Below are 25,569 nucleotides of genomic sequence, written 5' to 3'. Positions count from 1 at the left end.
ATTGCACCTGTTTGTCTCGTCTGCAAATTTTCTTTGACAGATTCTGATGAACAGATGCTTGACCAAAAAACCAAGACCGTGCAGCAACGACCTTCGATAAGAGAAAAGTCGCCCCGCTCGTGCACGATTCGGATCGACGAGTGAACCGCCAAGGCTATTCACTTCACTCTTCAAAACACATGAATAAGGACAGTTTTCCGATGAATTTTAACTTTGCCAATGAGCGGCCTGCGGATGCTGATGCGATTATATTTGCGATTGCCAACGATGGATTGAATGATTTCGATCTTGGATTGGAACAATCGAGCACAGTGAAGGCGTCTGCAAAAGCGGCGCGGTTTGGCGGGACGCCGGGCGAAGTATTCGAGACGTTCGTGACGGAAGCGGGCGAAATTCTTCGGGTGGTTCTGACGGGAGTGGGCAAAGGCAAGGCGACAGATGCTGAGACCGCTGGTGGTTCCGCCATTGCCAAAATCCTTGCGTCCGGAGCAAAACATGCGGTGATTGCTCCGTCCGACCTAGGCGAAACATCTTTGGCGCGTCTGCTCTTCGGTGCAAAGTTGCGCAGCTGGCGGCATGATAAATATCGGACCACGATGCCAGAGAAGCAAAAGGTCACGCTGGCGACAATTACGGTGCTGGATCAAGATATAGCTTCGGCTAAAGCCTGGCAGGACCTGTCCGCCGTGGCGGATGGCGTCGCTCTGACTCGCGAATTGGTCGCTGAACCGGCAAACACCATCTATCCCGAGAGTTTTGTCGCTCGTTGTGAGGAATTGAAAGATCTTGGTGTCGAGTTCACGGTGCTCGGCTGGGATGAAATGGAGAAGCTCGGGATGGGCGCTCTGCTTGGCGTCTCGCAAGGTTCCGAACGACCACCGCGGTTGCTCGCCATGCGCTGGGACGGCACCGATGGTGCCCAGAAAACGCCGCTGGCGCTCGTCGGCAAGGGCGTTACCTTTGATACCGGCGGCATTTCATTGAAACCGGGCGCAGGCATGGAAGAAATGAAATGGGATATGGGCGGTGCCGGAGCGGTTGCTGGAACAATGAAAGCGCTTGCTGGCCGGAAAGCCAAGGCGCATGTCGTCGGCGTCTGCGGTCTGGTCGAGAATATGCCTGACGGCAAAGCGCAGCGCCCCGGCGACGTTGTGAAGAGCATGAACGGACAGACGATTGAAGTCATCAACACGGATGCCGAAGGACGGTTGGTGCTCTGCGACGCGATGCACTGGACGCAAGAGATATTCAAACCGGAAGTGATGATCGATCTTGCGACTCTGACCGGCGCGATGATCATCGCGCTCGGCAATGAACATGCCGGTTGTTTCAGCAATGATGATGGTTTGGCGCAGGGATTGATCGATGCGGGCAAAGATTCGGGCGATCCGGTCTGGCGTCTTCCCGTCGGCCCAGCCTATGACAAGTTGATCAACTCGCCGATTGCCGACATGAAAAATGTCGGCCCACGTGGCGCAGGATCAATTACGGCAGCACAATTTCTCAAACGCTTTGTCAAAGATGGTGTGAAATGGGCCCATCTCGATATTGCCGGCATGGTCTGGGCCGACAAGCCGAATCCGGTTTGGGAAAAAGGCGCGACCGGCTACGGCGTGCGCCTGCTCAACCAATATGTCGCAGATCATTTCGAAGTTTGATCCGGTTGCCTCCATGCGGCGCAGGCTGATTGGAAAATTTGGTGAATGCTGCCGTGCGCGTTGATTTCTATCATCTGACCCGTGATCCGGTGGAGAAGCTGGTTCCAATGCTGGCGAGCAAGTCGCTGGACGTAGGCAAAAGAATATTGCTGTTGGCGTCGGACGCGGATAGCCGCGCAACGTTGAGCAAGGCCCTGTGGAGTGATGATCCTGCTAGTTTTCTGGCCCATGACGTCGCAGGATCGGAGCGGCAGGCCGATCAACCGATCCTGATATCCGATCGTTGCGATCCAGCCAACGGAGCGCCATATGGCATTTTGTCTGACGGGTATTGGCGGGATGACGCGTTGGCCTTTGAGCGCGTGTTCTTTCTGTTTTCTGTCGAACAAATCGATCAAGCGCGAACAGCTTGGCGGGATTTGACGGCCAATCCAGATGTCACGCCGCGCTACTGGAAGCAGGATGGCGGACGTTGGGTTGAAGGCCCCTGACTTTCATGATCGGGTTGGCGGCTTGCTCTGCCGGCATCGAAAACTTGCTATGTTGCAGTGCAGCGGCTAAGGGCGGCGCCAACTTACAACAGCCCCTATTTATGGAGAATTATCATGGCCGTGACACGGACATTTTCGATCATCAAACCTGACGCTGCACGTCGCAACATTACCGGTGCCGTTACCAAGATGCTGGAAGACGCCGGACTGCGCGTTGTCGCGTCCAAGCGTATCCACATGAGCAAGGAGCAGGCTGAAGGCTTTTACGCTGTGCACAGCGAGCGTCCTTTCTTCGGTGAACTTGTTGACTTCATGACCAGCGGCCCTTGTGTCGTTCAGGTTTTGGAAGGCGAAAACGCAATGCAGGCAAACCGCGACATCATGGGCGCTACCAATCCTGCTGACGCCGCTCCGGGCACGATCCGCAAGGAATTGGCCGAAAGCCTGGAAGCCAATTCGGTTCACGGTTCTGACAGCGAAGAAAATGCTGCGATCGAAATCGCTTATTTCTTCAATGAAGACGAAATCGTAGGCTAAGCTTTCCGCTTTTTTATCGGTTATAGACGCCCGGTCGCACATGTTGCGACCGGGCGTTTTTTATGGGTGTTGAGGAAGATAGGCGAGGCATTGTTGGGGAAGTCTGCGATGAAGTCATCAGTGGATATTTTCAGCAGATTCTAGCTTTTGTTCAATTCTTCTGAATTGACGCCAAAATGGTTTTTTCCACATCAGGATGTGTGCTTGGTCACAACGGCAATTGTAACGATATGCTAATAGAGTGTTAATGGGCTTGGTCTCGCGGCGATTCTCTGACATGAAATACAGGGGCTGTGAAAGTGGACGTGTCACGAATGAGGCGTGACAACGATAAATCGTTCATTTGGGCGTTTTTATAAACGTCTGAGATTTTAGACTTCTGTTGGGGAACAGAAGCTTTCTTGCAGGTCAGAATTCGGGTCGCGCCGTTGTTTAGGGGAATTACGTTGCGATCGCCTGCATCGAACCGAAAGGTCGGATCTTCCGGCAATCGTTCGGCATCAAAATATTTGCCATCTGGTCCAGCACTCACCAAGATCAAGCTCTTGGCAAGCAGCTCTGCTGCGGCCTGCGCTTTGCTGATGGCGTTCGCGCCGCAGGCAGCACAGGCGCAAGTCGGCGTTCCCGGCGCAAGCCTTCAGAATTTTCCCGTCGGCGGACCGGTAACGGTTCGCGGACCAATGATCGCCGAAAATCAGCCGCATCTGGAAGGCATTGATTTTGGCCCACGTGATATCCGTATCGGTGCCAATATACCGCGATTGCCGGTAAATGATGTCCGGATATCTGCTCCGGTCCTTCAGCCAAATTTGAATCAACCCCATGTCCGTGCGCCGGAATTGACGAGTGCGAATCAACCGCATCTATCTTCCTCAGATTTTAATCCGCGCGATATTCGCATTTCCGAGCCAGTATCCGGTGTCCCAGTTCGGGACATTCGGATCAGTTCGCCAGTCACATTGCCAGATGCCTATCAGCCCCATCTCAGGGATCCGGGGCTGGATGTCAGCGACATTCGTATTTCGGCTCCGATCGGTACAGACCTCGATACGATCCGGATTAACGCGCCTGTCCCGGTGCCGGGCCTGAATCAGCCGCAAGCGATTGTTAGCCTTGCCGGCAATAATGTTCTGGCGACTGCGACGTACGACGATACCTCTGTCAGTTTTACGCCAGGGATTCTCGAAGACGTCGTTACAATCAACGGTTCCGAAGCCATTGTGAACTGGACGACCAACACCGCTGGGGCTCTCGGCACCGAGGTCGATTTCTTGCCGGCCGTCGGGCGATTGAGGTTCACAAGCGACAATCCGAATTTTACGGTGTTGAACCGAATCCTGACGCCCGGTTTTGATAGCGCGATCCGGATCGATGGCACTGTCACCAGCGATTTCAACAATACCGGCGTCACGGCCGGCGATATCTGGTTCTTTAGTCCTGGTGGTATCATCGCCGGTGCTGGCTCGATATTTGACGTTGGCAGTCTGGTTCTGACTGCCAACAATATTGATACAACCGGTGGTCTTTTTGGCGGCAGTGGGGAAATCCGGTTCCGTGGAGCCACTGGATCGACCGCAGCGATCAGAATCGAAAACGGTGCCCAGCTTTCCGCCACCAACCAAGGCAGCTATGCCGCATTCGTAGCTCCCCGGATCGAGCAAGGTGGAACGGTAGACGTCAATGGTTCGGTCGCTTATGTCGCGGCCGAGCAAGCCAATATTACGCTCAACGCGGGCTTGTTCGATATTGTCGTTCCTGCTGGTTCTGGAACAACCGACGCTAACGGTATTGTTCATACCGGCACCACCACTGGCGATGCCAGTACGTCAGCGACAGCCGATGCCCAGGCAATCTATATGTTTGCCGGCGGCACCGATCCGAATACTTCGCAATCCGTTGAGATGCTCTTGGGCGGATCGATTGGTTATCGTCCCGCAGCCTCAGCCTCCATCGAAAATGGCAAGGTTATACTGAGCGGTGGTTATGATGTGTCGGTCAACACCAGCGGGGCGGCTCCCACCCCGGATTTCGGAAGTCAAAACCACACAGGTAGAATTGCTCTTACCGGAGGGGATTTTGATTCTGACGTTGTCGCCAATGCATTTAGTTTCGGGACCGGAACGGTTGGTCCGCTCAGCAGTGCAGTAAACTTTGCTGACGATTTCACATTTGATTCCACCAGCGGCTTTTTGGACTTCCAGTTTGATGGAGTCGGACAAATAACCGTCGCGGGTGATTTGAATTTCCGTTTGGGTGGCGGGTTAAGCCTCAACCACGTCAACCGCGCTGGCGGTTTCAACAGCTTTGATGTGGCAGGTAATTTTGTCGCTATCTCTTCGTTGGGTGACCTAAGAATGTTGGGGTCGCGAATTTCAGCAACGCAGATTCAACTCCAGGCACTCGGATCATCCGGACAATTGATCGGGGACGGCAATGGACTGACTGGACAACTGGTATCCGCCGGAGATGTCGGCATCTCTGTCACCGGCGACATCAGCATGGGGTTGGTTCAAGCAACGGCAGGAGAGTTGACCACATTTGCGGCAGTCGGCGGTGCCGCCGAAAACCTATATTCCGCACCCGGATCAATCGAGATCGATAATTATATTACCGGCGGGGCGGGGCTTGTCCGTATCGAGGCTCAGAACGACGCGCTTATTGGAGCCCTTACAACGCCGGGGGTAGCGGTTGAAATTGAGGGCGGCTTATCCGGGGCGGGTGGAGCGAGTTTAGGCAGTATAGCCAGTGCAACAACCATCGACGTTACGGGAGTAGATTTTGCTTCTGCCGGTACTGTTGGCAACAACAGCGCGACGGGCAATGTGACGGTCCTTGCGACCAATGGTGACGCAAGCACGGGCGGTGGGTTCACTATTGGTGGGACTTTGGACGTAAGGTCCATTGGCGGCAACGTCAGTCTCGGAAATGTTTCCGCGGTCAACAATATCATATTGGACGCAACCAACAACGTCGATGTGGCTTTTATCGAGAGCGACGAGGCAATCACAGCGACGGCTGGCGGCGATATTGTATTCCGAAATATTGTCGGGCGCAGCGTGAGTCTGGACGCAGTCAATATCTCGACAACGGATGTTTTTCCCTTTGGCCAGATCGTTTCAAATGGTGTTGTTGGAGGTGGTCCCAATTCAGTCACCATCAACGCTACCGGCAATGCTACACTGGACCGCGTCACGTCGGCTGATGATCTGGACCTTACGGTCGGTGGTGCCCTCAATGCATCTCGACTGGCCTCAACTGGTCAATCGACTATTTCGGCAGCTTCAATTCAGGCGTTCAGATTAAATTCCGGTGGAATTGCCGATGTTACAACAACGGCGGGCAATTTAATTTTTGGCCAAAGTATCACATCAGGTTCTTCGCTCACACTAACCGCAAACGGCGGGAATATTATAACCGGCAACAATAGCGCTGGAGGTTTGGTCAGCTTCCAATCTGACACTGGCAATATTCAGTCACAAGGCACCACGACAACCGGCGCGGTAAACTTTCAATCGGTAAACGGCTTCTCTACGTTCAGTGCGATAACAGGGACCGGGGTTACAATAAATGCTGGCGGAAACGTAAGCGGCAGTTCGATCACTAGCACTACCGGCGATATCAATCTGACATCAGGTGCACTGGCTAGCGTTTTTACAACAAATGCCGCGGATGAGGTTATTGTCAACGCGTCCACAACCCAGTTGGGGACCAATTTTTTTGGCGGAATAACGGCTGGCTCTAACATAACAGTGAACGCGGATTCCATTGTTACAGGTACGGTGGACGGTTCGGCGATCCGGCTCACGTCGGCGAGTGGCGGAATATCCACGCAGGCGATTGATGGGGCATCGGTTACTCTTGGTGCGACGGACGGTGATATAAACTTTACCACCGCGTCATCGACCGGTGCCATGGTATTTAACACGACTGACAGCATATCGGGCGGAGCGGTCACCACAGACCAGCTTGCAGCCGATGCCACGTTCACTGCTACGACAGGAGCGATCACGCTCGGCGATGTCACGACGCGGATACTTAGCGTCGATGCAGCCACAGATATTACGGTTGGAACCGTTAATGCGGCAGGGCGAAACATTCGGGGGATCGCCATCGACCTGGATGCTGGCGGAACCGTCAGCTACACGGGACTTACTTCGACCGACCGAGCCATTGATATTGATGCAAGCGCTGTCATTGGCGGTGATATTTCGTCCGACGATGGAATCAACATTCTATCCGGCACCATATCGATCGGGGACGTTACCACTGCGGACACGGGATTGATGACGTTCAATGCGTCGACAGGTGATCTGACGACCGGCAATCTTTCCAACACTGTATTCGGCATCACCGCGACATCTGCGGGCGCGATGACGCTTGGCAATGTGACGGTGAGCGGATCATCAAACTCATCCGATATCGCAATAAGCGCGGGAACAGATTTGACCATCGGCGATGCGGACGCTGGCGATCGTCTGACTATGACAGTGGGCGGCAACCTTGTTGCCGGAAACCTGATTTCCAATAATAATAGCCCGGGAACCGTCATTACCGTAACCGGTAACGCTCAAATCACGTCACTGACCGAGAGAGACGGACCGGCTAACCTGGACATTGGCGGCGCGTTAACCGGCGGCATTTTCGCCACTGATGCTGTGCTTGTTATAGAAGCAGACTCGGTTGACATAACTGCTGCAAATTCACTGAACTCGTCTGTCAATGTAACTGCGCTAACCGGCAGCGCGCTCATTGAAAGTGCCTCAGCAGGAACATTCATAGACGTGAACGCTGCAACGCTGGCATCGGTTGGCACTGCAACAAGCTTACAGGAGACGGACTTAACAGGTGGGTCAGTGATCCTGGGTAACGCTGATGTCCGGGATCTGACCCTGACCGCCAATACCGGTGATATCACCGCTACGGGTACTTACGATATTACGAACGACCTGCGCCTCAACGCTTTGGCAGGCAACATCGATGCCACGGGGACCTTCACCATTGGCAACAATATTGATCTCGATGCCACGTTGGGCAATATTGCTTTTGATAGCCTCCGAGCATCTTCTGTCTTCAATGTCGATGCAGGCGGTGATGTGACATTTGTCGATACACTCGGAAATGATGGTCTAATCACCATCAACGCGGGCGGGAATATTTCAGGCGGCAACGTGTCGGGTGGTATCAATGGGATCGACTCTGGTGACGATACGGTAAGTTTAACGGCGGGCGGTAATGTGACACTCGCCGGCACCGGTTCTTCGCTTGATAATTTCAATGTTCTCGCGACCGGTGCGGTCGATATCGCGTCGCTGAATGTCACCGACAACGCAAGTTTAACCGGAACAACGGTCAGTCTAAACAATGGGACTAGCGGCGGTGGACTAGCGCTTAACGCCACTGCTGGAGCAATAAACGTTGCGGACGTGATTACCGTTGGCGGCCTTGCTGATTTTGATGCCACCAGCAACATTAACTTTACCTCTGTCACAGCCGGGGGCGGCATCGAGGCGATCACGACCGGCGGCGACGTCACTTTCGTTGATGCCGATGCAAATCTCGGAAATGTTTCCATCACCGCTACTGGAAATATAACCGGTGATTCCATTGCAACGGGTCTGTCCGGAATTGATGCCGGCAATGATAATGTAATCCTGAATGCTGGCGGCAATATTTCATTGACTGGCACAGGAGCCGCGCTCGATAACTTCAATGCAACAGCGACCGGAACGGTCAATATTGGGTCGCTGGATGTTACGGACAACGCAAGCCTCACCGGAACAACAGTTACTCTAAACAATGGAACGAGTGGCGGTGGGTTAACGCTAAACGCCACCGCTGGAGAATTAAATGTCGCCGGAGCGCTGACCACCGGTGGAGGGATTAATTTCGATGCTACCGCTGATATTAACCTGAGTACCATATCGGCCGGGAATACAACATTGATCGATTCCACCGCTGGTGCGGTGACTTTTACCGAAATCAACTTGCTCAACGGCGAGCTTATCATCAATGCGACAGGTAATATTAGCGGCAACTCGGCGGTTACCGGCCTGAGCAATATTGACTCCGGCTTTGATAGCGTCACTCTAAATTCCGGCGCCAATCTGACTTTGACCGGCAATGTCACGTCTCTGGACGCCATCGATCTGACTGCTGTTGGCGCAATGAATGTCACAACGCTGAATGCGACCGATCAGCTCTTCCTGACAGGAAACTCGGTCACGTTTACCGATGCTACCACCGGCCTGATTGCGGACATCAACACAACTGGTGATATCGCGTTTGATAGCTTGGCTGCTGCATCGAGTGTAAATTTGGATGCCGTTGGCGGAAATATTGTGATTGGCAGTATTGCTGTAAACAACAATTCTATAACGATTGATGCGACCGGTGATATTACAGCGGCCTCTTTGACCACGGGCCTTTCCAATATCGATACTGGCTTTGACGATATTGTTTTAACGTCCGGGGGTGATGTCTCGCTTACAGGTACCCTAACTTCATTGGATGATGTTAGGGTGACCGCCACCGGGACGGTGACTGCCGCAACGATTAACGCTCTGAATATCATTGATTTTTCTGGAACTGCGGTCACGTTGAACGATGGTAGCGCCGGCACAAATCTGATTTTAAACGCAACCGCGGGAGAGATAAATGGTACCGGATCCATTTCTGTGGGTGGCTTTGCAGATTTTGACGCTACCGGAAACATCAACTTCGGTTCTATAACTGCTGGCACTGGCTTTGATATTGATACGACCGGTGGCAACGTCACTTTCGTTCAGGCGAATAGCAGTGACGGCAGCATCACGATCGATGCGACGGGCAACATATCTGGCGATTCCGTCCGGAACAGTCTTGCTGGCATTGATAGTGGCTTTGACGATGTTGTTCTGAATGCCGGCGGCAATATTGCTCTTACCGGAACCGCTTCTGCTTTGGATGAAGTCAATCTGACTGCTACCGGCACAATATCTGTCGCAATTGTGAATGCCAGCGACGCCGTCAATTTAGTCGGTAGTTCGGTCACATTGACCAATGGTACCGCCGGAGCGCGGTTCCTTGCCAATGCAAACGCGGGTGCGGTGACTGCCACGACGATTAACGCAACAGATTCACTCGATTTGACCGGCTCTTCAATTGCATTGACCGATGCTTCTGCTGGCATCGATTTTGCTCTTACTGCGACGGCAGGTGATATTTCAATTTCCGGTACATCCACGGTTGGACGCGACCTGATCCTCAACGCGACTGGAGGTGATATCAATGCTGTCGGAACGATCAACCTCGGTAGAAATGTTGATCTCGATGCAACGGGTGACATCTCGTTTGGATCTTTGGCGGCATCTGATACCTTCGATGTGGATGCCGGCGGTGATATCAGCTTCACTTCAGCCACAATCGTCGGAAACAATATCACAATGGACGCTGGCGGCGACATCTCCGGCGTGGATGCCAGCAATCTTTCCGCCACAGCGACAAGTGGCGACGACAGCGTAATCCTGACCGCTGGCGGGGATATTACGCTAACCGGTGAAAGTCGGGCGGAGCGGGATATCATTCTGACCGCAGTCAATGTAAATGCGGCAAATTTGACGGCTGCTGTTGCTGACTCCGGGACCTTAACGATCAACGCCACAGGTGCTGTTGTCGTCGACAATGCCAATACAATTAATTTTGGCGGCAACACGTCGATAAATGGAGCAACTGTCACTGTAAACAACGGTTCGGTTGGTGGCATATTTGCAGCCAACGGCACAACCAGTCTGACAGTGGGGTCTGTCGCTGCCGGCTTCGGCGTTGATTTGGATGGCGGTGATATTGCCTTCACTTCTGTTACAACAAATCAAAACAATGTGACCGTTGACGCTACTGGCAATATTACCGGCGTGAATGCCAGCAATCTTTCTGCCACAGCGACTAGCGGCGATGACAGCGTGGTTATGAACGCCGGAGCAAACATCACCCTAACCGGTGAAAGCCGGGCAGAGCGCGACATTATACTCAACGGCGTCAATGTGAGTGCGGCAAATCTGACGGCTGCCGTTGCTGACTCCGGGATATTATCGATCAACGCTACAGGCGATGTTGTCGTCGACAGTGCCAATACAAACAATTTCGGCGGCAATGTTTCTATCACTGGAGATATGGTCACCATAAATAGCGGAGTGATTGGCGGCAGTTTCGCAGCCAACGGTTTAAACGGTCTGACAATTGGGTCCGTAGCCGCAGGATTTGGTGTTGATGTGGATTCTGGAGGGGATATTGCATTCACCTCCCTCACCACCAATCAAAACAATCTTACAATTGATGCAACCGGGGATATTGCCGGTGCTGACGCCAGCAACCTTTCGACTTCATTCACCAGCGGTGATGACAGTGTGATCATAACGGCAGGCGGCGACATTAGTTTGACCGGCGTTAGTCAGGCCGAGAAAAACATCACACTCGCTGGAACCAATATTACCGCCGGATCGTTGATGTCTGGTATAGCAACCCAAGGCGATGTGACCGTAAATGCAACCGGCGCCGTAGCTATTGACGCAATCACCGGAACCGGCACTGGCAGTGATGCATTTATAACTGGCGGATCCATAGTCATCGGCAGTGCTGCGATGCGCAATATGTTTGTCGCGAATGCTACGGCCGGAAATGTGACGGTCGATACGGTCACGGCCAATGACGAAATTGATATCGATGCAGTCGGTAATGTCCTTTTCGATTCAATCACTACGACAAATGGCAGCGTCCTTATAGATGCAACCGGAAACATTACCGGCGTTACAGCTAGCAATCTCTCTAATTCCACCAGCGGCGTCGACGATGTGCGCTTGGAAGCAGGCGGGAACATTATTCTGACCGGTGCAAGCCGTGCTGAAACAAACGTCACCCTGATCGGCACAGACATCACCGCCGGAACCTTGACGGCCAATGGCTTTGGTACCCTGACCGTAACGGGAACCGGCGCTGTGTCCGTCGACAACGCTGTTAACACGAGTTCTGGCGCCGATGTGTCGATCACTGGCGCGTCGGTTACCCTCAATAATTCGAGCATTCTCGGAGACCTGGTGGTCAATGCGACAGCTGGAGACATTGACGGTAACGGTCTGATTCAAGCGCGTGATTTGATCGACTTTGATGCAACGGGTGATGTCAATTTTGGCACAATTAACGGAAACAGTGCGACGTTCAACATTGATGCTGGTGGCGATATCAATTTTGTTGCGGCCACCAGTTCAACCAATATCAATCTAACTGCCGTCGGCGGCATCAATGGCGGTGACTTGACCGCTGCCGGCAACCTAAATTTGAACGGCGGCAATATCGGCATTGGAGCCGCATCGGCCAACAGTATCAATTTCACCAGCGCGACCGATATTCTTTTCGATACGATCACTTCGCCCAATGCAATTTCCCTGACGGCGCTAAGCGGTACGATTGGGAAAACCCTAACCGGTGCAGGAGATGTCACGAGCAGTGCCGGAATCACGCTGAACGCAGCTGCGACTGACGTCGGAGCTTTGGACGCGACCACTTCCATCGCGGTGACTGCATCGGGTACGGCAATAGTTGATGAGGCCATAAGTGGCACCTCGACCAGCATTACCGGTGGATTGGTAACACTCAACAGCGGTACCATCGGCACAGACTTGACGCTCAACGTCACAGCGGGGGATCTCGATGGCAGCGGGAACATCTTGGTCAATGGGCTGATAGATCTAGACGCGACCGGAAACATCTCCTTTGGCGTTTTGACAGCAGGAACGACATTGCGCGCGGACGCTGGCGGAAACATCAACTTTACAGAAGCCAACACGTTGGACGGCAATGTGGAACTAACTGCTGTCGGCAATATCACTGGTGGATCGCTGACAACGGCAGACGCGATCACCAATACAGTTGGCCCCGACGATATCCGCCTGGATGCTGGCGGAAACATTGATATTACCGGCAATATTTTTGCTCAGGATACGGTACTGCTGGACGCGGGCAATATCGCGGTCACTTCCGTAGAGGCAAGCCGGATCGACTTTACCAGCACGCAAAATATTCTGTTCGACACGATAATATCTTCCGATCTTGTCCTATTGTCAGCAGCTGCTGGGACAGTCGGTAAAACTGCTACAGGCGCGGGCGATATTACGGCGGATGGACGGATTACAATCAACGCTTTAACCACCGACCTCGGCACGATAGATGCACAAAATGTTGGAAGCACTAGCCTCAATCTGATTGCTACAGGCGCGGCAAATATTGAGACACTTAATGCCAGCGATGACGTTAGCATCCAAGGTGCTTCTGTTACGCTTAATAATGCCACGGTGACTGAGATTTTATCGGTGAGCACCTCAGCAGGAAATATAAGTTCAAATGGCACTATCGCCGGTCGGCAGATTCTTCTGGACGCGGTTGGCGATATTCAACTCAATAATGCCTCTGGTGCGGTAGCATTTCGTGCAGATTCAACCGGAGCAATTTCATTCAATACCGTTGATGCCACGGCTGGTAATCTTATCTTCGATGCGGGCACGAACATTACCGGTGTTTCGGCAAATAACAGCTCTCTGGATATCGCCGGTTCCAATAATGTAGAATTGACCGCTGGCGGTAACATAACGCTTACCGGCGTCAGTCAGGCGCGGGACAGTATTGACTTAACCGGCGTCAATATAAATGCTGGCACGCTGTCGGGCGGACTAGATGGAGCCGGTCAGGTCAATGTTACCGCAACTGGGGTTGTGGTCGTTGACACCATCAATTCAAATGATCCAACCTTCGCTGCAAACTCCATCACCGGAACATCGGTTACGTTGAATAATGCTAGTGTAGCTGGGAGCCTGACACTAAATGCTACTGTCGGCAATATAGGCAGTAGTGGCATCATAACAGTGGGCGGTGCTGCAAATTTTGATGCCACAGGTAATATCGCGCTTAGTACGGCAAATGCCGGAACGGGATTCGATATTGATGCTGATGGCAATGTTTCTTTTACCCAACTTCAAACGAGTGACAACGCGCTAACGATAGATGCCGGTGGCGATATAGTGGGTGGTTCGGCAAGCAACTTAACCGTGCCGATCAGCGGCGGACTTGACGATGTCAGATTGACAGCCGGCGGTGATATTATCCTGACCGGTACCAGCCGTGCGGAAAACAGTATCGTTCTAACTGCAACCAATATCAATGCCGCAACCCTGATTGCCGGCGAAGGCAACTTTGGCACAATAACGGTTAATGCGACGAATAACGCCATTGTGGATACGGCCAATACGTTGGGCGCGAATGTTGATGCTTTCCTTACCGGCGGCACTGTCACTCTCAACAACGGTAATTTTGCCGGCGATCTCACGCTCAACGTGACAGCTGGCGACATAGACGGATCCGGGGCCATTACAGTTGCTGGGGCCATTGATTTAGACGCGACCGGCGATGTCGGCTTTGGTTCCCTAACGGCTGCTGGCGGCGCGTTCGACGTCGATGCTGGCGGTGATATCAACTTCATCAGTGCAACCAGTGCTAACACCATAAACATGACCGCCGTTGGCACAATCAATGGCGGCGATCTAAATGCAGCAAACGCGCTCAATCTAAACGCCGATGATATTTCAATCGGAGCCGCGAGCGCGAGCAGCATCAACTTCACCAGCGCGCAAAATATACTATTTGACTCTATCACGTCACCAAATAGCATCACTTTGACTGCCACGGCCGGAAATATCGGGAAATCTTTAACCGGTGCCGGCGATATTACGAGCGACAACAGCATCAATGTCACGGCCGGGGCAGGGAATGTTGCGATCGGCTCTCTCACCGCCGGAACCGATGTGGTGGTAACCGGCAATAATGTCTTGTTTGATGCAATTAGCGGCCGCGCCGTGACGTTAACAGCCGTCGCAGGTCAGGTTCTCGGCAGCAACACAGGCAATATCGATGCGTTGACTAATGTCGATATCGACGCAACGACCTCTGTAACCGTTGGCAATGTGCTGACGAACGACGGCACTATTCTCATCGACGCCGGTACCACGCTGACCGCCGGTGATATTCAAATCGCAAGCGGTGGGCTAGTCAGCAGTGAGCTCATGACGCTAAATGCAGGTGGCAATATGGTGCTGGGCAATGTCAGCGCCATTGACGCATTGACAGTCACCAGTGGGGGTTCGCTTACTGCCGGTTCTCTTAGCGGAAATGTTCTAGCCGTTACCGCCACAGGCGCGGCGGATATTGGCACTGTGGTTTCCAATAGCACTATCGACGTCACAGCCGCATCGATTGAGATTGACCAGGGTGGCACCGACACGTCGATCGTAAATGGCGATATCAATCTAACGGCGACGGCCGGCGATGTAACACTCGGAACGCTGAATACCGAGCTCAATTTCAACGTCGATGCAACGGGTGATATTGTTTTCGGTACCCTGACGGGCAAAGGTGTTTTCCTCGATGCGGGTGGGTTGATAAGCGGCACATCTGCCTCTGCTGACCGCATTGTAAACAGCGGTACTCCGCGCAACGTCGAATTGACCGCTGGTACGACTGTGGACGTGACCAGTCTGAGCGCTACCAATGATGTCGTAGTGGATGCGGTGAGTTTCTCAGCCAATAGCATCGAAACGGGTCAAGGCGTTGCTGGGGTAAACAGTGACCTCAATGTCAATGTTACCGGCGATGTTGATCTAGGGACGCTGAATATTGGCGGCGCTGTTGATATTACAGCGGCGAATATCACACTGGGCGACACAACAGCGCTCAGCTCGTCAATTCTGACCGCGACCGGTGCCGCAGGTACAATAGCTCTTGGCGACTTTGATTCCGAAGCAAATCTGACGATCAACGCTCCGGGGGACGTCTCCTTTGGCAATCTGTTTGGCAGGGGAGTCTTTGTAAGCTCTGGAGCGGATATCACGGGTGTTTCGGCCAATACCGACCGTGCGGTAAACAGCGGAACGCCTCGTGATGTCCAATTGACGGCCACTGGCGCAGTGAATGTGACGTCTTTCAGCGCTATCAACGACGTTGAAATTACTGCGGCCTCTTTCACAACGGATATGATTGTAACGGGAGCCGCAATTGGTGGTGCCGCAAGTGATGTGTTTGTTGATGTCACCGGTGTTGCGTCCATCGGACAGGCCGATGTTCAAGGTGTAATGACGATTGATGCTGGATCGATAGATATTGGCACAGCCTCGATGCTGGGAACGACGACGCTTACTTCGCTCACCGGCGATGTTGATGTTACCTCGATAACTACCGACCAGAACATAGTTATTGATTCAGCCCAGGCTGTGAACATCGGATCGTTGTTAAAACGAGGCGGCGATACAATTGGCAATGAATCATTCGATGTAACCGCCGCAACGGATATTGTTGTCACGGGAACATTGGATACACATGATGCAATCAATCTGACAGCAACCGGGTCTGTGGATACTCAGCGGTTGATGGCCTTTGATAATGTCACTGTAACGGCAGGTGCAAACGCCAACATTGTAGGCATCACAACCACAGCAAATGGTGTTGTAACCCTATCTGCTCAAAACATAACGTCGGGCAATATTAACGCATTGGGCGGGACGACAGCGAATGCCACGGCTGGCAATCTGGCGCTGGCGGATGTGACTGGCAATGGTCCTATTGATCTGGACGCAACCGGAACCATCATGTTTGGGACACTGACGTCGGGTGGACTGATCAACGTCAATGGCGTTGGCGGGATAGCCGGAGGCTCAGCAATCAAGAGCGGAACCGATAGCCTGGGCAACGAGTCATTTAGCTTCATTTCGCTGGCCGATGTCTCTCTTACCGGTACGGTTGATACGCATGACTCCATCGTCATCAACGCAGGCGGTGCGGCAACGGCCAATCTGCTTCAGGCTTTTGACAATATCACCGTTACATCGACCGGACTGACTGACATTGCCAATATTGTAACCACCAATACTGGCAATGTTACGATCAACTCAGGATCGGTTGCCCTGGCCGATGCGACTGTCGATGGGAGCTTTTCCGCAACATCGACAACTGGGGATGTGAACCTGACCGGTTCGCTTGATCCAACAAATGGCCTAACCGTGAATTCAGCCGCCAATATCACCTTTAACATAGTCAATATTTCTAATGGCGATCTCTCACTGACTGCGGTCGGCAACGTGACCGGCGTTAGCGCAGTAAATAGCGCCGTCATAGGCAGCAACGGAAACGATCGTACGATCATCGACGCTGGCGGCGACATCACTTTGACTGGCGTTGCTCAATCGGCTGATGATGGCGTCTTCCTAAACGCCACCGGCAATATCAATGTCGCAAATATTGATGCGCAGGACAATGTTGAAGCGATTAGCGGAGGAACGACAATCGTCGGTGCGGTAACGCAGCGCTTGGCGGGCTTGACTGGTACATTCCGAGGCAGCTCGGTGACTGTGAATAGCGGAAGCATTGCCGGTGATCTTATTGTTGATGCGACCGCTGGAGACATCGACGGTTCGGGTGCTATTTCTGTAGCGGGTGCCATAGATTTCGACGCGACGGGCGACGTCGGCTTCGGATCTTTGACGGCTGCCGGTGGAGCATTTGATATCGATGCAGGCGGCGCCATCAACTTCACTAGCGCATCCAGCACGAACAGCATCAATATGACAGCTGTCGGGGCAATCAACGGCGGTGACCTTACAGCAACGAATTCCATAATTTTGGATGGCGGGAATGTCGCGATTGGTAATGCAATGGCGGGCGATATCGACTTTAGCAGCGGCCTCGATATTTTGTTCGATTCCATCACTTCTCCCAATGCTGTCTCCCTAACCGCTCTGGGTGGAACGATTGGCAAAACTGCGACCGGCGATGGCGATATTACCAGCGGTGCGGGCATAATCTTGAATGCTGCTGCCACGGGTCTTGGTTTATTGGATGCAACGACGTCGATCGCCGTCGCGGTATCTGGAGAAGCCATTGTAAACAATGCGATTAGTGGGACGACAACCAATATCGCGGGCGGCAATGTCACGCTGAACAACGGGACGATTGGCACCGACCTCACTTTGAACGTGACCGCTGGTGACCTTGACGGAAGTGGCGCGATCACTGTTGGTGGAGCGATTGATTTTGATGCAACCGGCAATGTCGGGTTTGGATCTCTTACTGCGGGCGGAGGGGCTTTTGATATTGACGCCGGCGGGGATATCAACTTCGCCAATGCAGTCAGCACCAACGCCATAAACATGACCGCTGTCGGAGCAATCAATGGCGGTGATCTTGATGCAACCAATGCCCTCAATTTGAACGGCGGTAATATTGCGGTTGGAAACGCGATCGCAAGCAGTATTAATTTTACCAGTGCGACCGATATTCTCTTCGGCAGTATTGCCTCTCCCAATGCCGTTGCACTTGCTGCCTTAGGCGGCACGATCGGTCGAACCTCGTCGGGCGCTGGTGACATTAACAGCGGTGGTTCGATAACTTTAAATGCAGCTGCAACCAACCTCGGCACGCTAGATGCAACTGGTGTATTGTCCATTACGGCCAGCGGCGCAGTTGTTATTGAATCGGCAATTGCGACATTAAATTCTACGATTGATGGGGGATCTGTGTCCATCGACAATGCCGATATGGACTTGTCACTGACCATCAACAGCTCAGCAGGCGATATTGTTTCCACCGGTGTTTTGGACGCAAGCAGCTTGGTCTTGACGGCCGTCGGCGGGGATATTGATCTTGCAACCACGACTACCACTGGTGGCACCAGTGCAACCGCAGACGGTGCGATTTCGTTCGACAGTGCGAGTTCGACCAACGGCGCATTATTCTTCGATGCCGGGACCAACCTTACGGGGACTATGGCTATTGCATCTGGCGAGCTGCAGTTAACCGCAGGCAATGCCATTACCGTAACCGATTCCGATGCCGCAACAGCCCTACTGAATGCGACTACGATTGATGCGACAAATCTGAATGTTGGCCTGTTGCAGGCCACGGCCACCGGTGCGATTGCGCTTGATAATGTAAGCGCAACGCTAAATTCAACGATCACTGGCGCATCAGTGGTATTGAACGATGTTAGCAATGACTTGAGCTACACGGTCACCAGCACAGCGGGAGATATCAGCTCAACCGGTGCGTTGACCGCAAGCAATCTGTTGTTTGACGCTACCGGTGATATCGCGCTTGGCGATGCGACGGCGACAAGCACGCTGAACTTGGCCGCCACCGGAGCGATTGACTTCGGGACATTAACCGGAAGCAATCTGACTTTGAATGCGGGGAGCGATCTAACCGGTGATTTGCTCACGGCCACGAGCGGCTTTGGTGATTCCATGCGTTTGACGGCTGGTAACGCGATCGATGTGACCGAGATCGCTGCTCCGGGAGTGGTTCGATTGACCGCGATGTCGGCTGATATTGATATATTGAATGCCGCTCTGCTCGCCACGGATATCACGGGCATCCTTGATCTCGGTAGCACCACACTGACCTCAAACACTACGATTACAGCTGGCTCAATTATATTGGGCGATTTGACCAATGGTCTCTCAACAACCCTGGTTGCAACCACCGGCGATATCGTTGCAACAGGTACAATTAATGTCTCGGGTCTGACCGCAAATGCGGCCAATATTCAGTTGGCGACGGTGGAAAGCAGCTCTGCAACCATCACTGCTACGGACTTGGCTTCGGTCGATACTCTTAACAGTATAGGCTCGACCACGATTACCGGCGGCGCGGTGACTTTAAACAATGGCGTGATTGGTTCCGGGTTAAGTGGAGGCACGCTCACACTGAATGCTACAGCCGGAGATGTGAACGGAACCGGTACGATCACGGCCCAAAATGCTATCGACCTAGACGCTGCAGGTGATGTGAATCTTGGATCCATTTCGGGCGGCACATTGACCTTCACGGCGGATGCCGGCGGTGACATCAACTTTGCCAATGCCAGCAGTAGCAATGATATTAGCCTGACAGCTGCCGGGAGTATCAATGGCGGTGATTTGAATGCGGGCGATGTACTAAGCTTGGATGGCGATAATATTGTTATCGGCAATGCGACGGCCGATAGTATCAGCTTTACCAGCGCAACGGACATGTTGTTCGATACGATAGTCTCTGCAAATACGATTTCTCTGGCGGCGGCGAGTGGCACGATTGGTAAAACAACCACAGGCGCAGGGGACATTACCAGCAGCGCAGCCATTGCTCTGAATTCTGCGAACACCGAATTGGGAACACTTGAAGCGACGACGTCGATAGCCGTTGCCACAACCGGCACCGCGGTCGTCCAGAATGCGATTAGCGGGACAACAACAAACATCTCTGGTGGAAATGTAACGTTGAACAACGGTAGCATTGGCACAGATCTCTTGCTGAATGTAACCGCAGGCGACCTGGATGGAAGCGGCGCCATCTCGGTGGGTGGGGCGATTGATTTCGATGCAACCGGCAATGTCAATTTTGGGACGCTTACTGCCGGTAACGGCACATTTGATGTGAATGCCGGAAACGACATTAATTTCACAAACGCGATCAGTTCCAGCGACATTAACATGGTAGCCGCAGGCAGCATCAATGGCGGTGATTTGGATGCGGCCAACGCGATTAATCTGAATGGAGCCAATATTGCGATTGGCGATGCCGAAGCCGACAGCCTTGTTTTCGCCAGCGCAACCAACATCCTATTCGATACGATCACATCACCCAATGCAGTTGCTTTGACGGCTATCAACGGTTTGATTGGCAAGAATATTGGCAGTGGAGATATTAATAGCGGTGGCGATATCAACCTGACATCCCAATCCGTTGATGTCGGAAGCCTGGTTTCAGGGGGCGATATTCTTGCCAACATCACGCTCAATGACGCTGTTCTTGGCATTCTCGATGCGGCTGGTAGCGTTTCGATCAATGGCAATGCGAGCGTCATTGTCGATTCAGCGGTTTCGGGCACGGCGACGAATTTGGCAGGCACAGCGGTTAGCTTGAACAGCGGTACAATCGGCACCGACCTCATCGTTACTGCCTCTGCGGGTGCTATTGAGGGCAATGGTGCAATCACCGTCGGAGGCGCGATTGATTTTGATGCGACGGGCGATGTCGGCTTCGGATCACTTGCAGCGAGTGGCGGGGCGTTTGATGTTGATGCAGGCGGCAATATAAACTTTACCGAAGCAACCAGCAGCAATGACATTAATCTGACTGCGGCTGGAGCGATAAACGGAGGCGATCTAACTGCCGCCAATGCGCTCAATCTGGACGGCGGCAATATCGCAGTCGGCTCAGCTAACGCTGCGAGTATCAACTTTACCAGCGCAGCAGACATAACCTTTGATGCCTTGCGGTCGCCCAACAGCATTGCTTTGACGGCCGCTGACGGCGCCATCGGAATGAACACGGGCAATGGCGATATAGATTCTGATGGTGATATCAGTCTGACCGCAGAGGCGATCAATGTTGGCGACCTTACCGCCCTTGGATCAATAAACGGCGAGGCGACTTTGGGTGATGCCAGTTTCGGAACGCTCGATGCCGGCAATGATATTACGATCAGTGCGATTGGCACGCCTACATTGGCGAACGCAATTAGCGGCGGAAACACCAGCATCGCTGGCGCGTCCGTTACGCTTGTCAGCGGAACAATCGCTGGCGATCTTGCGCTGAACGCAACCGCTGGCGATATTGATGGCAATGGTCTTATCACCGTTGGCGGGTCCATCGACTTGGATGCCAGCGGCAATGCCGCCTTTGGATCGCTCAATTCGACGGGCGGTGATTTTGAGGTTGATGCCGGTGGTCGAATCTCTTTCACCAGCGCCGTGAGCTCGGGCAATATTGACCTGACAGCAGGCGGCGTCATTCTTGGTGGTGATCTAGATGCGGTCAATATATTGACCGTGGACGGAGCCAACATCACCATCGGCAACGCTTCGGCAAGCGACATCATAGTCACCAGTGCCCAGAATATTCTGTTTGATACTATCGGCGCATCCAATGCGGTGACATTATCCGCCTTAGATGGAAGCGTCTCTCAAGATCTCACCGGCGGCTCGGGTGATATTAACAGCGGAGATTCTATAACGCTAAATGCCACAACTATCGAAGTTGGCGATTTGCTTGCGGGTGCGGCTATCGACTTGACCGCAGCCGATATGATTTCATTCGGGTCCGCGAACGCAACCAATGGTGCCGTCGCAATGAGCGCCGGAACGAATATCCTCGGCGGTACGGTGACAAGCAACGCCGCGGCCGGGTTGAATGGGGACATCAACTTGACCGCTAATGGACAGATTGCCGTTACCGATTTGAATTCCAGCGATAATATTTTTGTAAATGGCAACGGAATTACAACCGGCGCTCTCGATGCTGGCGGTGGCAATGTTGAAGTCACCGCCGACGGTGCAGCAAATATTGGAAGTGTAGAGAGCAGCAATAACATCAGCATCGCCGGCGGTTCGATTGAAATTGGCGCGACAACCGCTGGCGGTTCGTCAAGTCTGACATCGAGTAGCGGTAACTTGACACTCACAGGTGCGCAAATCGCCGGCGGGGACATCAATCTGGGTGCCACCGGCGATATCACCGGCACAGATTCGGACGCAGGGGCAAATTTATCGATAACAGCTGCCGGAGCTGTGCAGCTGGGGCAGGCCTTCGCTGGACAGTCGCTTGTGGCGGATGCGGGTAGTATCGATCTCGCGCTAGGCAGCGCCGGCGGATCAATTGACTTGACCGCGACTGGCGCGCTGACGGCAGTCAGCCTTACCAGCGGCGGCTCCATTCTGTTAGATGCCAATGCGATTGATTTTGGTGATCTGGCAAGTGCAGGCAATATCGACGCTACCGCGGCCGGCAATATAAACACCGGCTTCATCGATGCGAACGGCTCGGTTTCCTTTGTTGGAAGCGACGTGGTGATTGATGGAGCCGAGATTGGCGGATCTCTGTCGCTTGCCGCTGAAGGTGCATCCGCTGTTGTGCGATCCATGGGCGGTATATCAGCCGCCAATGGCATCGATATAGACGCGACAGGCAATGTGCAGGTCACTAGTCTGACAGCGGGTGAGGCCATTACCATCGACGCGGGCGGCCGGATCGACCTTGATGAAGCGACAAGCACGGCTGCGTTAATAGCTCTAACCTCAAACAGCGCTCTTTCCAGCGGCAATCTGAGCGCACTGACCACTATCGCTATCGAAGCGCTTTCCATCGAATCTGGCATGTTGAACTCCGGCGACGGAATGTCTCTTGTCGCCAGTGCTGGCGGTATCAATATTGGCGATGCTTCGAGCGCGGGCAATATGAGCATGGATGCATCCGGAGCGATAAGCAGCGGCGACATAACTGTCGGCAATATGCTGACTTTAGATGGATCGAGCATAGCTGTCGGAAATGCGACAGCCGGTCAAATCGATTTTGTAGGCCGTACGGGCATCTTGTTTGATGGCTTGGATTCCGCTGGATCAATTACACTGACCGCAACCGATGGCAGCATTGCTAACAACGGCGGTGATGGCGACCTTGCCGGCGATGGTGACATAAATCTGTCCGCGCAGACTATTGGTGTTGGCGATCTTGTTTCAGGTGGATCGATTGCAGCTATTGCAACGGCTGGCGACGCCAGCATGGGCACGGTCGACGCTGTTGAGAATATCACGATTACGGCAACAGGAACGCCAACGCTTTCGAGTGCAAACAGCGGCGGCAACACAAGTATCAGAGGGATGTCGATATCACTCAGCAATGGCGCGGTGGGAGGAGACCTGACACTCGCTGCCACTGCTGGTAATCTGGATGCAACGGGCAGCATAATTGTTGGCGGAAATATTGATCTGGATGCCTCCGGAGACGTTGGCTTTGGCGATCTCGAGGCGCAAGGTGGCATGTTTAGCGTTGATGCAGGCGGCAACATCGACTTTACCGATGCCATCAGCAATAGTGATCTCGCGATAAATGCTGGCGGCGACATATCCGGTGAAACGCTTTCCTCGGGTGGGGCGTTGACCTTGGAATCCAGTGGGGCAATTGAATTTGATCGCGCCAATGCGGGTGCCAATGTCGGGATCACGGGAACTGGCGATATCACGGCCACATCCATTACCAGTGCCACCAACATAACTTTGAATGCGGCAGGAGCGGTGGTTGTCGATAGTCTAACGGCTATGCAGGCTGGCCAAGGCACGATTCTAATATCAGCGGATCGGGGCATCGTTCTAGACACTGTGACGGGCAACGAAGTCGACTTAACCGCAAGCAATGGCAATGTTGTTGTTCGCACCGATGCCGATGTAGCTGGCGATCTGCAGGCTTTTGGGCAGGATGTATTCTTGCGCGCGACCCGCGATATCAATGTTCGGGGTGAAGCAACAAATGGCAATGTGGATATACTGACATCCGGTAATTTGAATATTCGCGGGGCAACGGCGACAGGTAACATCGCGCTTGTCAGCACCGGCGGGTCGACTCGTGTCAGCGAAACGTTTTCTAGACAAACATCAACCGGCGTTTCTCCTGTCGTCGGAGGTGGAACAACCAGCCAGTCTGTTATGACCAGTGGGGGAAATATTTCCGTCATGGCGGCAACCGACGCCACGATCAGCAGCACCTTAAGCGCAGCAGGTAATCTCTCTGTTACCGCTGGAAATCTGATAAATGTTCTAGCCACTGCCAGCGGCGTTAACGTCGACATAATCGGAGCAGATATCAACATCGCCTCGACAGGCCGCTTAGGCCGTTCGGATCAAACCCAAAACCTTACGATCACCAGCGATGGCAGCAGTCAAATGGTGTTGGGTGGTGCCGGTACAACTGGGGCATTCAGTCTGGATGCAGACGAATTTTCCAGAGTTCATAGCGGCGGCAGCTTGACCATCGCGGCATTGAACACCGGAACATCTGGCGTTGACCTGCTGATTCAAGATTTGAACGCGGTTGTTGGCAGCGGAACAGGTACTCCTGTCGATGGAAATATTGGAGCCAACGGCGGCCTGTTCCTAGGAGCAGACAATGATGTACGGGTTGATGGGGCACTAACCTTGTCCAATGCCAGTGCTGCAAATCTGCTGGCGATTGATTCAGGTAATGACTTGCGCCTCAACGCACTAAGCGGAAACCTTCGCAGTGAAGACGCCAACGGAAATATCGCGGGCCGTATTGATTTGACCGCGCAGTCGATTGTCGCTGCAACCGATTCCGCGGCTGCTGATATTGCCGGGGCTTCCGTTGCTGATGCTGATGTCCGTCTGGCTGACAATGATGGTGTCACCCGCGATGATGGATTCTTCCAGGCAGATAGCCTCGTCTTCAATGTCGATAATGGACTGTTCATTCAAAACGCGGCTGCGAGCGCGGAATTTGACGATCGTCGGGGCCTTCGCGCCAATAGCCTTACTATCAACGGACCAAGTGCAGGCAGTATCGGGATTGTCGTCAACGGCGTTGTGGCTGGCAATGCCGGAGTTTCGGCGATTGCTCCTACCAATATTCTCAGCGCATTTGCGCCCGCTTCCACGATCAATGGTTGTGTAATCGCAAATCCAGCAAGTTGTGCTCCAACGCCAACGCCAACCCCGACTCCGGTTCCAACTCCGACTCCGACTCCAGTTCCAACACCAACACCAACACCAACACCCGAACCGACAATCACAGATCCCGTACAAGATGTGATTGAGGAAGAAGTGAAATCAACCGAGTCCATCGCAGTCGTTGATCCATTCAGTGTGACGCTCATCCAAATAAAGAATGCTGAAGATACGTCCGAACTTGGATTGATTGATGAACCCGTGACCGGTGCGGGCAATGATGATCTTTGGACCAGAGATAGTAATTGTGAAGAAGGTGGTGAGGGCGGCTGTAGTTCCGATGAAGATATCGAAGAGCCAGCGTTGGAACCGGCAGAATAG

General features: G+C 53.1%; 5 protein-coding genes. 4 read left to right on the top strand and 1 reads right to left on the bottom strand.

The annotated features are described in order from the left end of the window. Positions 1–200: 200 nt before the first annotated feature. The 3 genes from ABJV08_RS14390 (at position 201) to ndk (ending at position 2,686) form a co-directional block, all read left to right on the top strand. On the top strand, positions 201–1,658 hold the full coding sequence (locus ABJV08_RS14390; protein WP_348037468.1) for a leucyl aminopeptidase: 1,458 nt from the start codon (positions 201–203) through the stop codon (positions 1,656–1,658). Between the two features lie 41 nt (positions 1,659–1,699). Next, a complete protein-coding gene (locus ABJV08_RS14385) occupies positions 1,700–2,149 on the top strand; it encodes a DNA polymerase III subunit chi (protein WP_348037470.1) in 450 nt (149 codons plus the stop codon). Positions 2,150–2,263: 114 nt separating this feature from the next. Beyond that, entirely contained in the window at positions 2,264–2,686 is a 423-nt protein-coding gene (gene ndk / locus ABJV08_RS14380; RefSeq protein WP_348037472.1) for a nucleoside-diphosphate kinase, read from the top strand. Positions 2,687–2,930: 244 nt separating this feature from the next. Here the strand turns inward: ndk and ABJV08_RS14375 are convergent, their stop codons facing one another. Next, complete coding sequence (locus ABJV08_RS14375) at positions 2,931–3,218, bottom strand: hypothetical protein (RefSeq protein WP_348115436.1); 288 nt, start codon at positions 3,216–3,218, stop codon at positions 2,931–2,933. Between the two features lie 49 nt (positions 3,219–3,267). Here ABJV08_RS14375 and ABJV08_RS14370 point away from each other — a divergent pair, with 49 nt between their 5' ends. Beyond that, a complete protein-coding gene (locus ABJV08_RS14370; protein ID WP_348037742.1) occupies positions 3,268–25,569 on the top strand; it encodes a hypothetical protein in 22,302 nt (7,433 codons plus the stop codon).

The organism is Parasphingorhabdus sp. (assembly GCF_039982395.1).
GTDB lineage: Bacteria > Pseudomonadota > Alphaproteobacteria > Sphingomonadales > Sphingomonadaceae > Parasphingorhabdus.
The sequence above is the reverse complement of the archived record's forward strand: the minus strand, read 5'-3'. Positions and strand labels throughout refer to the sequence as shown.

What these genes read in the sequence shown, in the direction of transcription:
- ABJV08_RS14370 (WP_348037742.1), top strand. Translation starts at nt 3,268, where the DNA reads ATGGCGTTCGCGCCGCAGGCAGCACAGGCGCAAGTCGGCGTTCCCGGC.
- ABJV08_RS14390 (WP_348037468.1), top strand. Translation starts at nt 201, where the DNA reads ATGAATTTTAACTTTGCCAATGAGCGGCCTGCGGATGCTGATGCGATT.
- ndk (WP_348037472.1), top strand. Translation starts at nt 2,264, where the DNA reads ATGGCCGTGACACGGACATTTTCGATCATCAAACCTGACGCTGCACGT.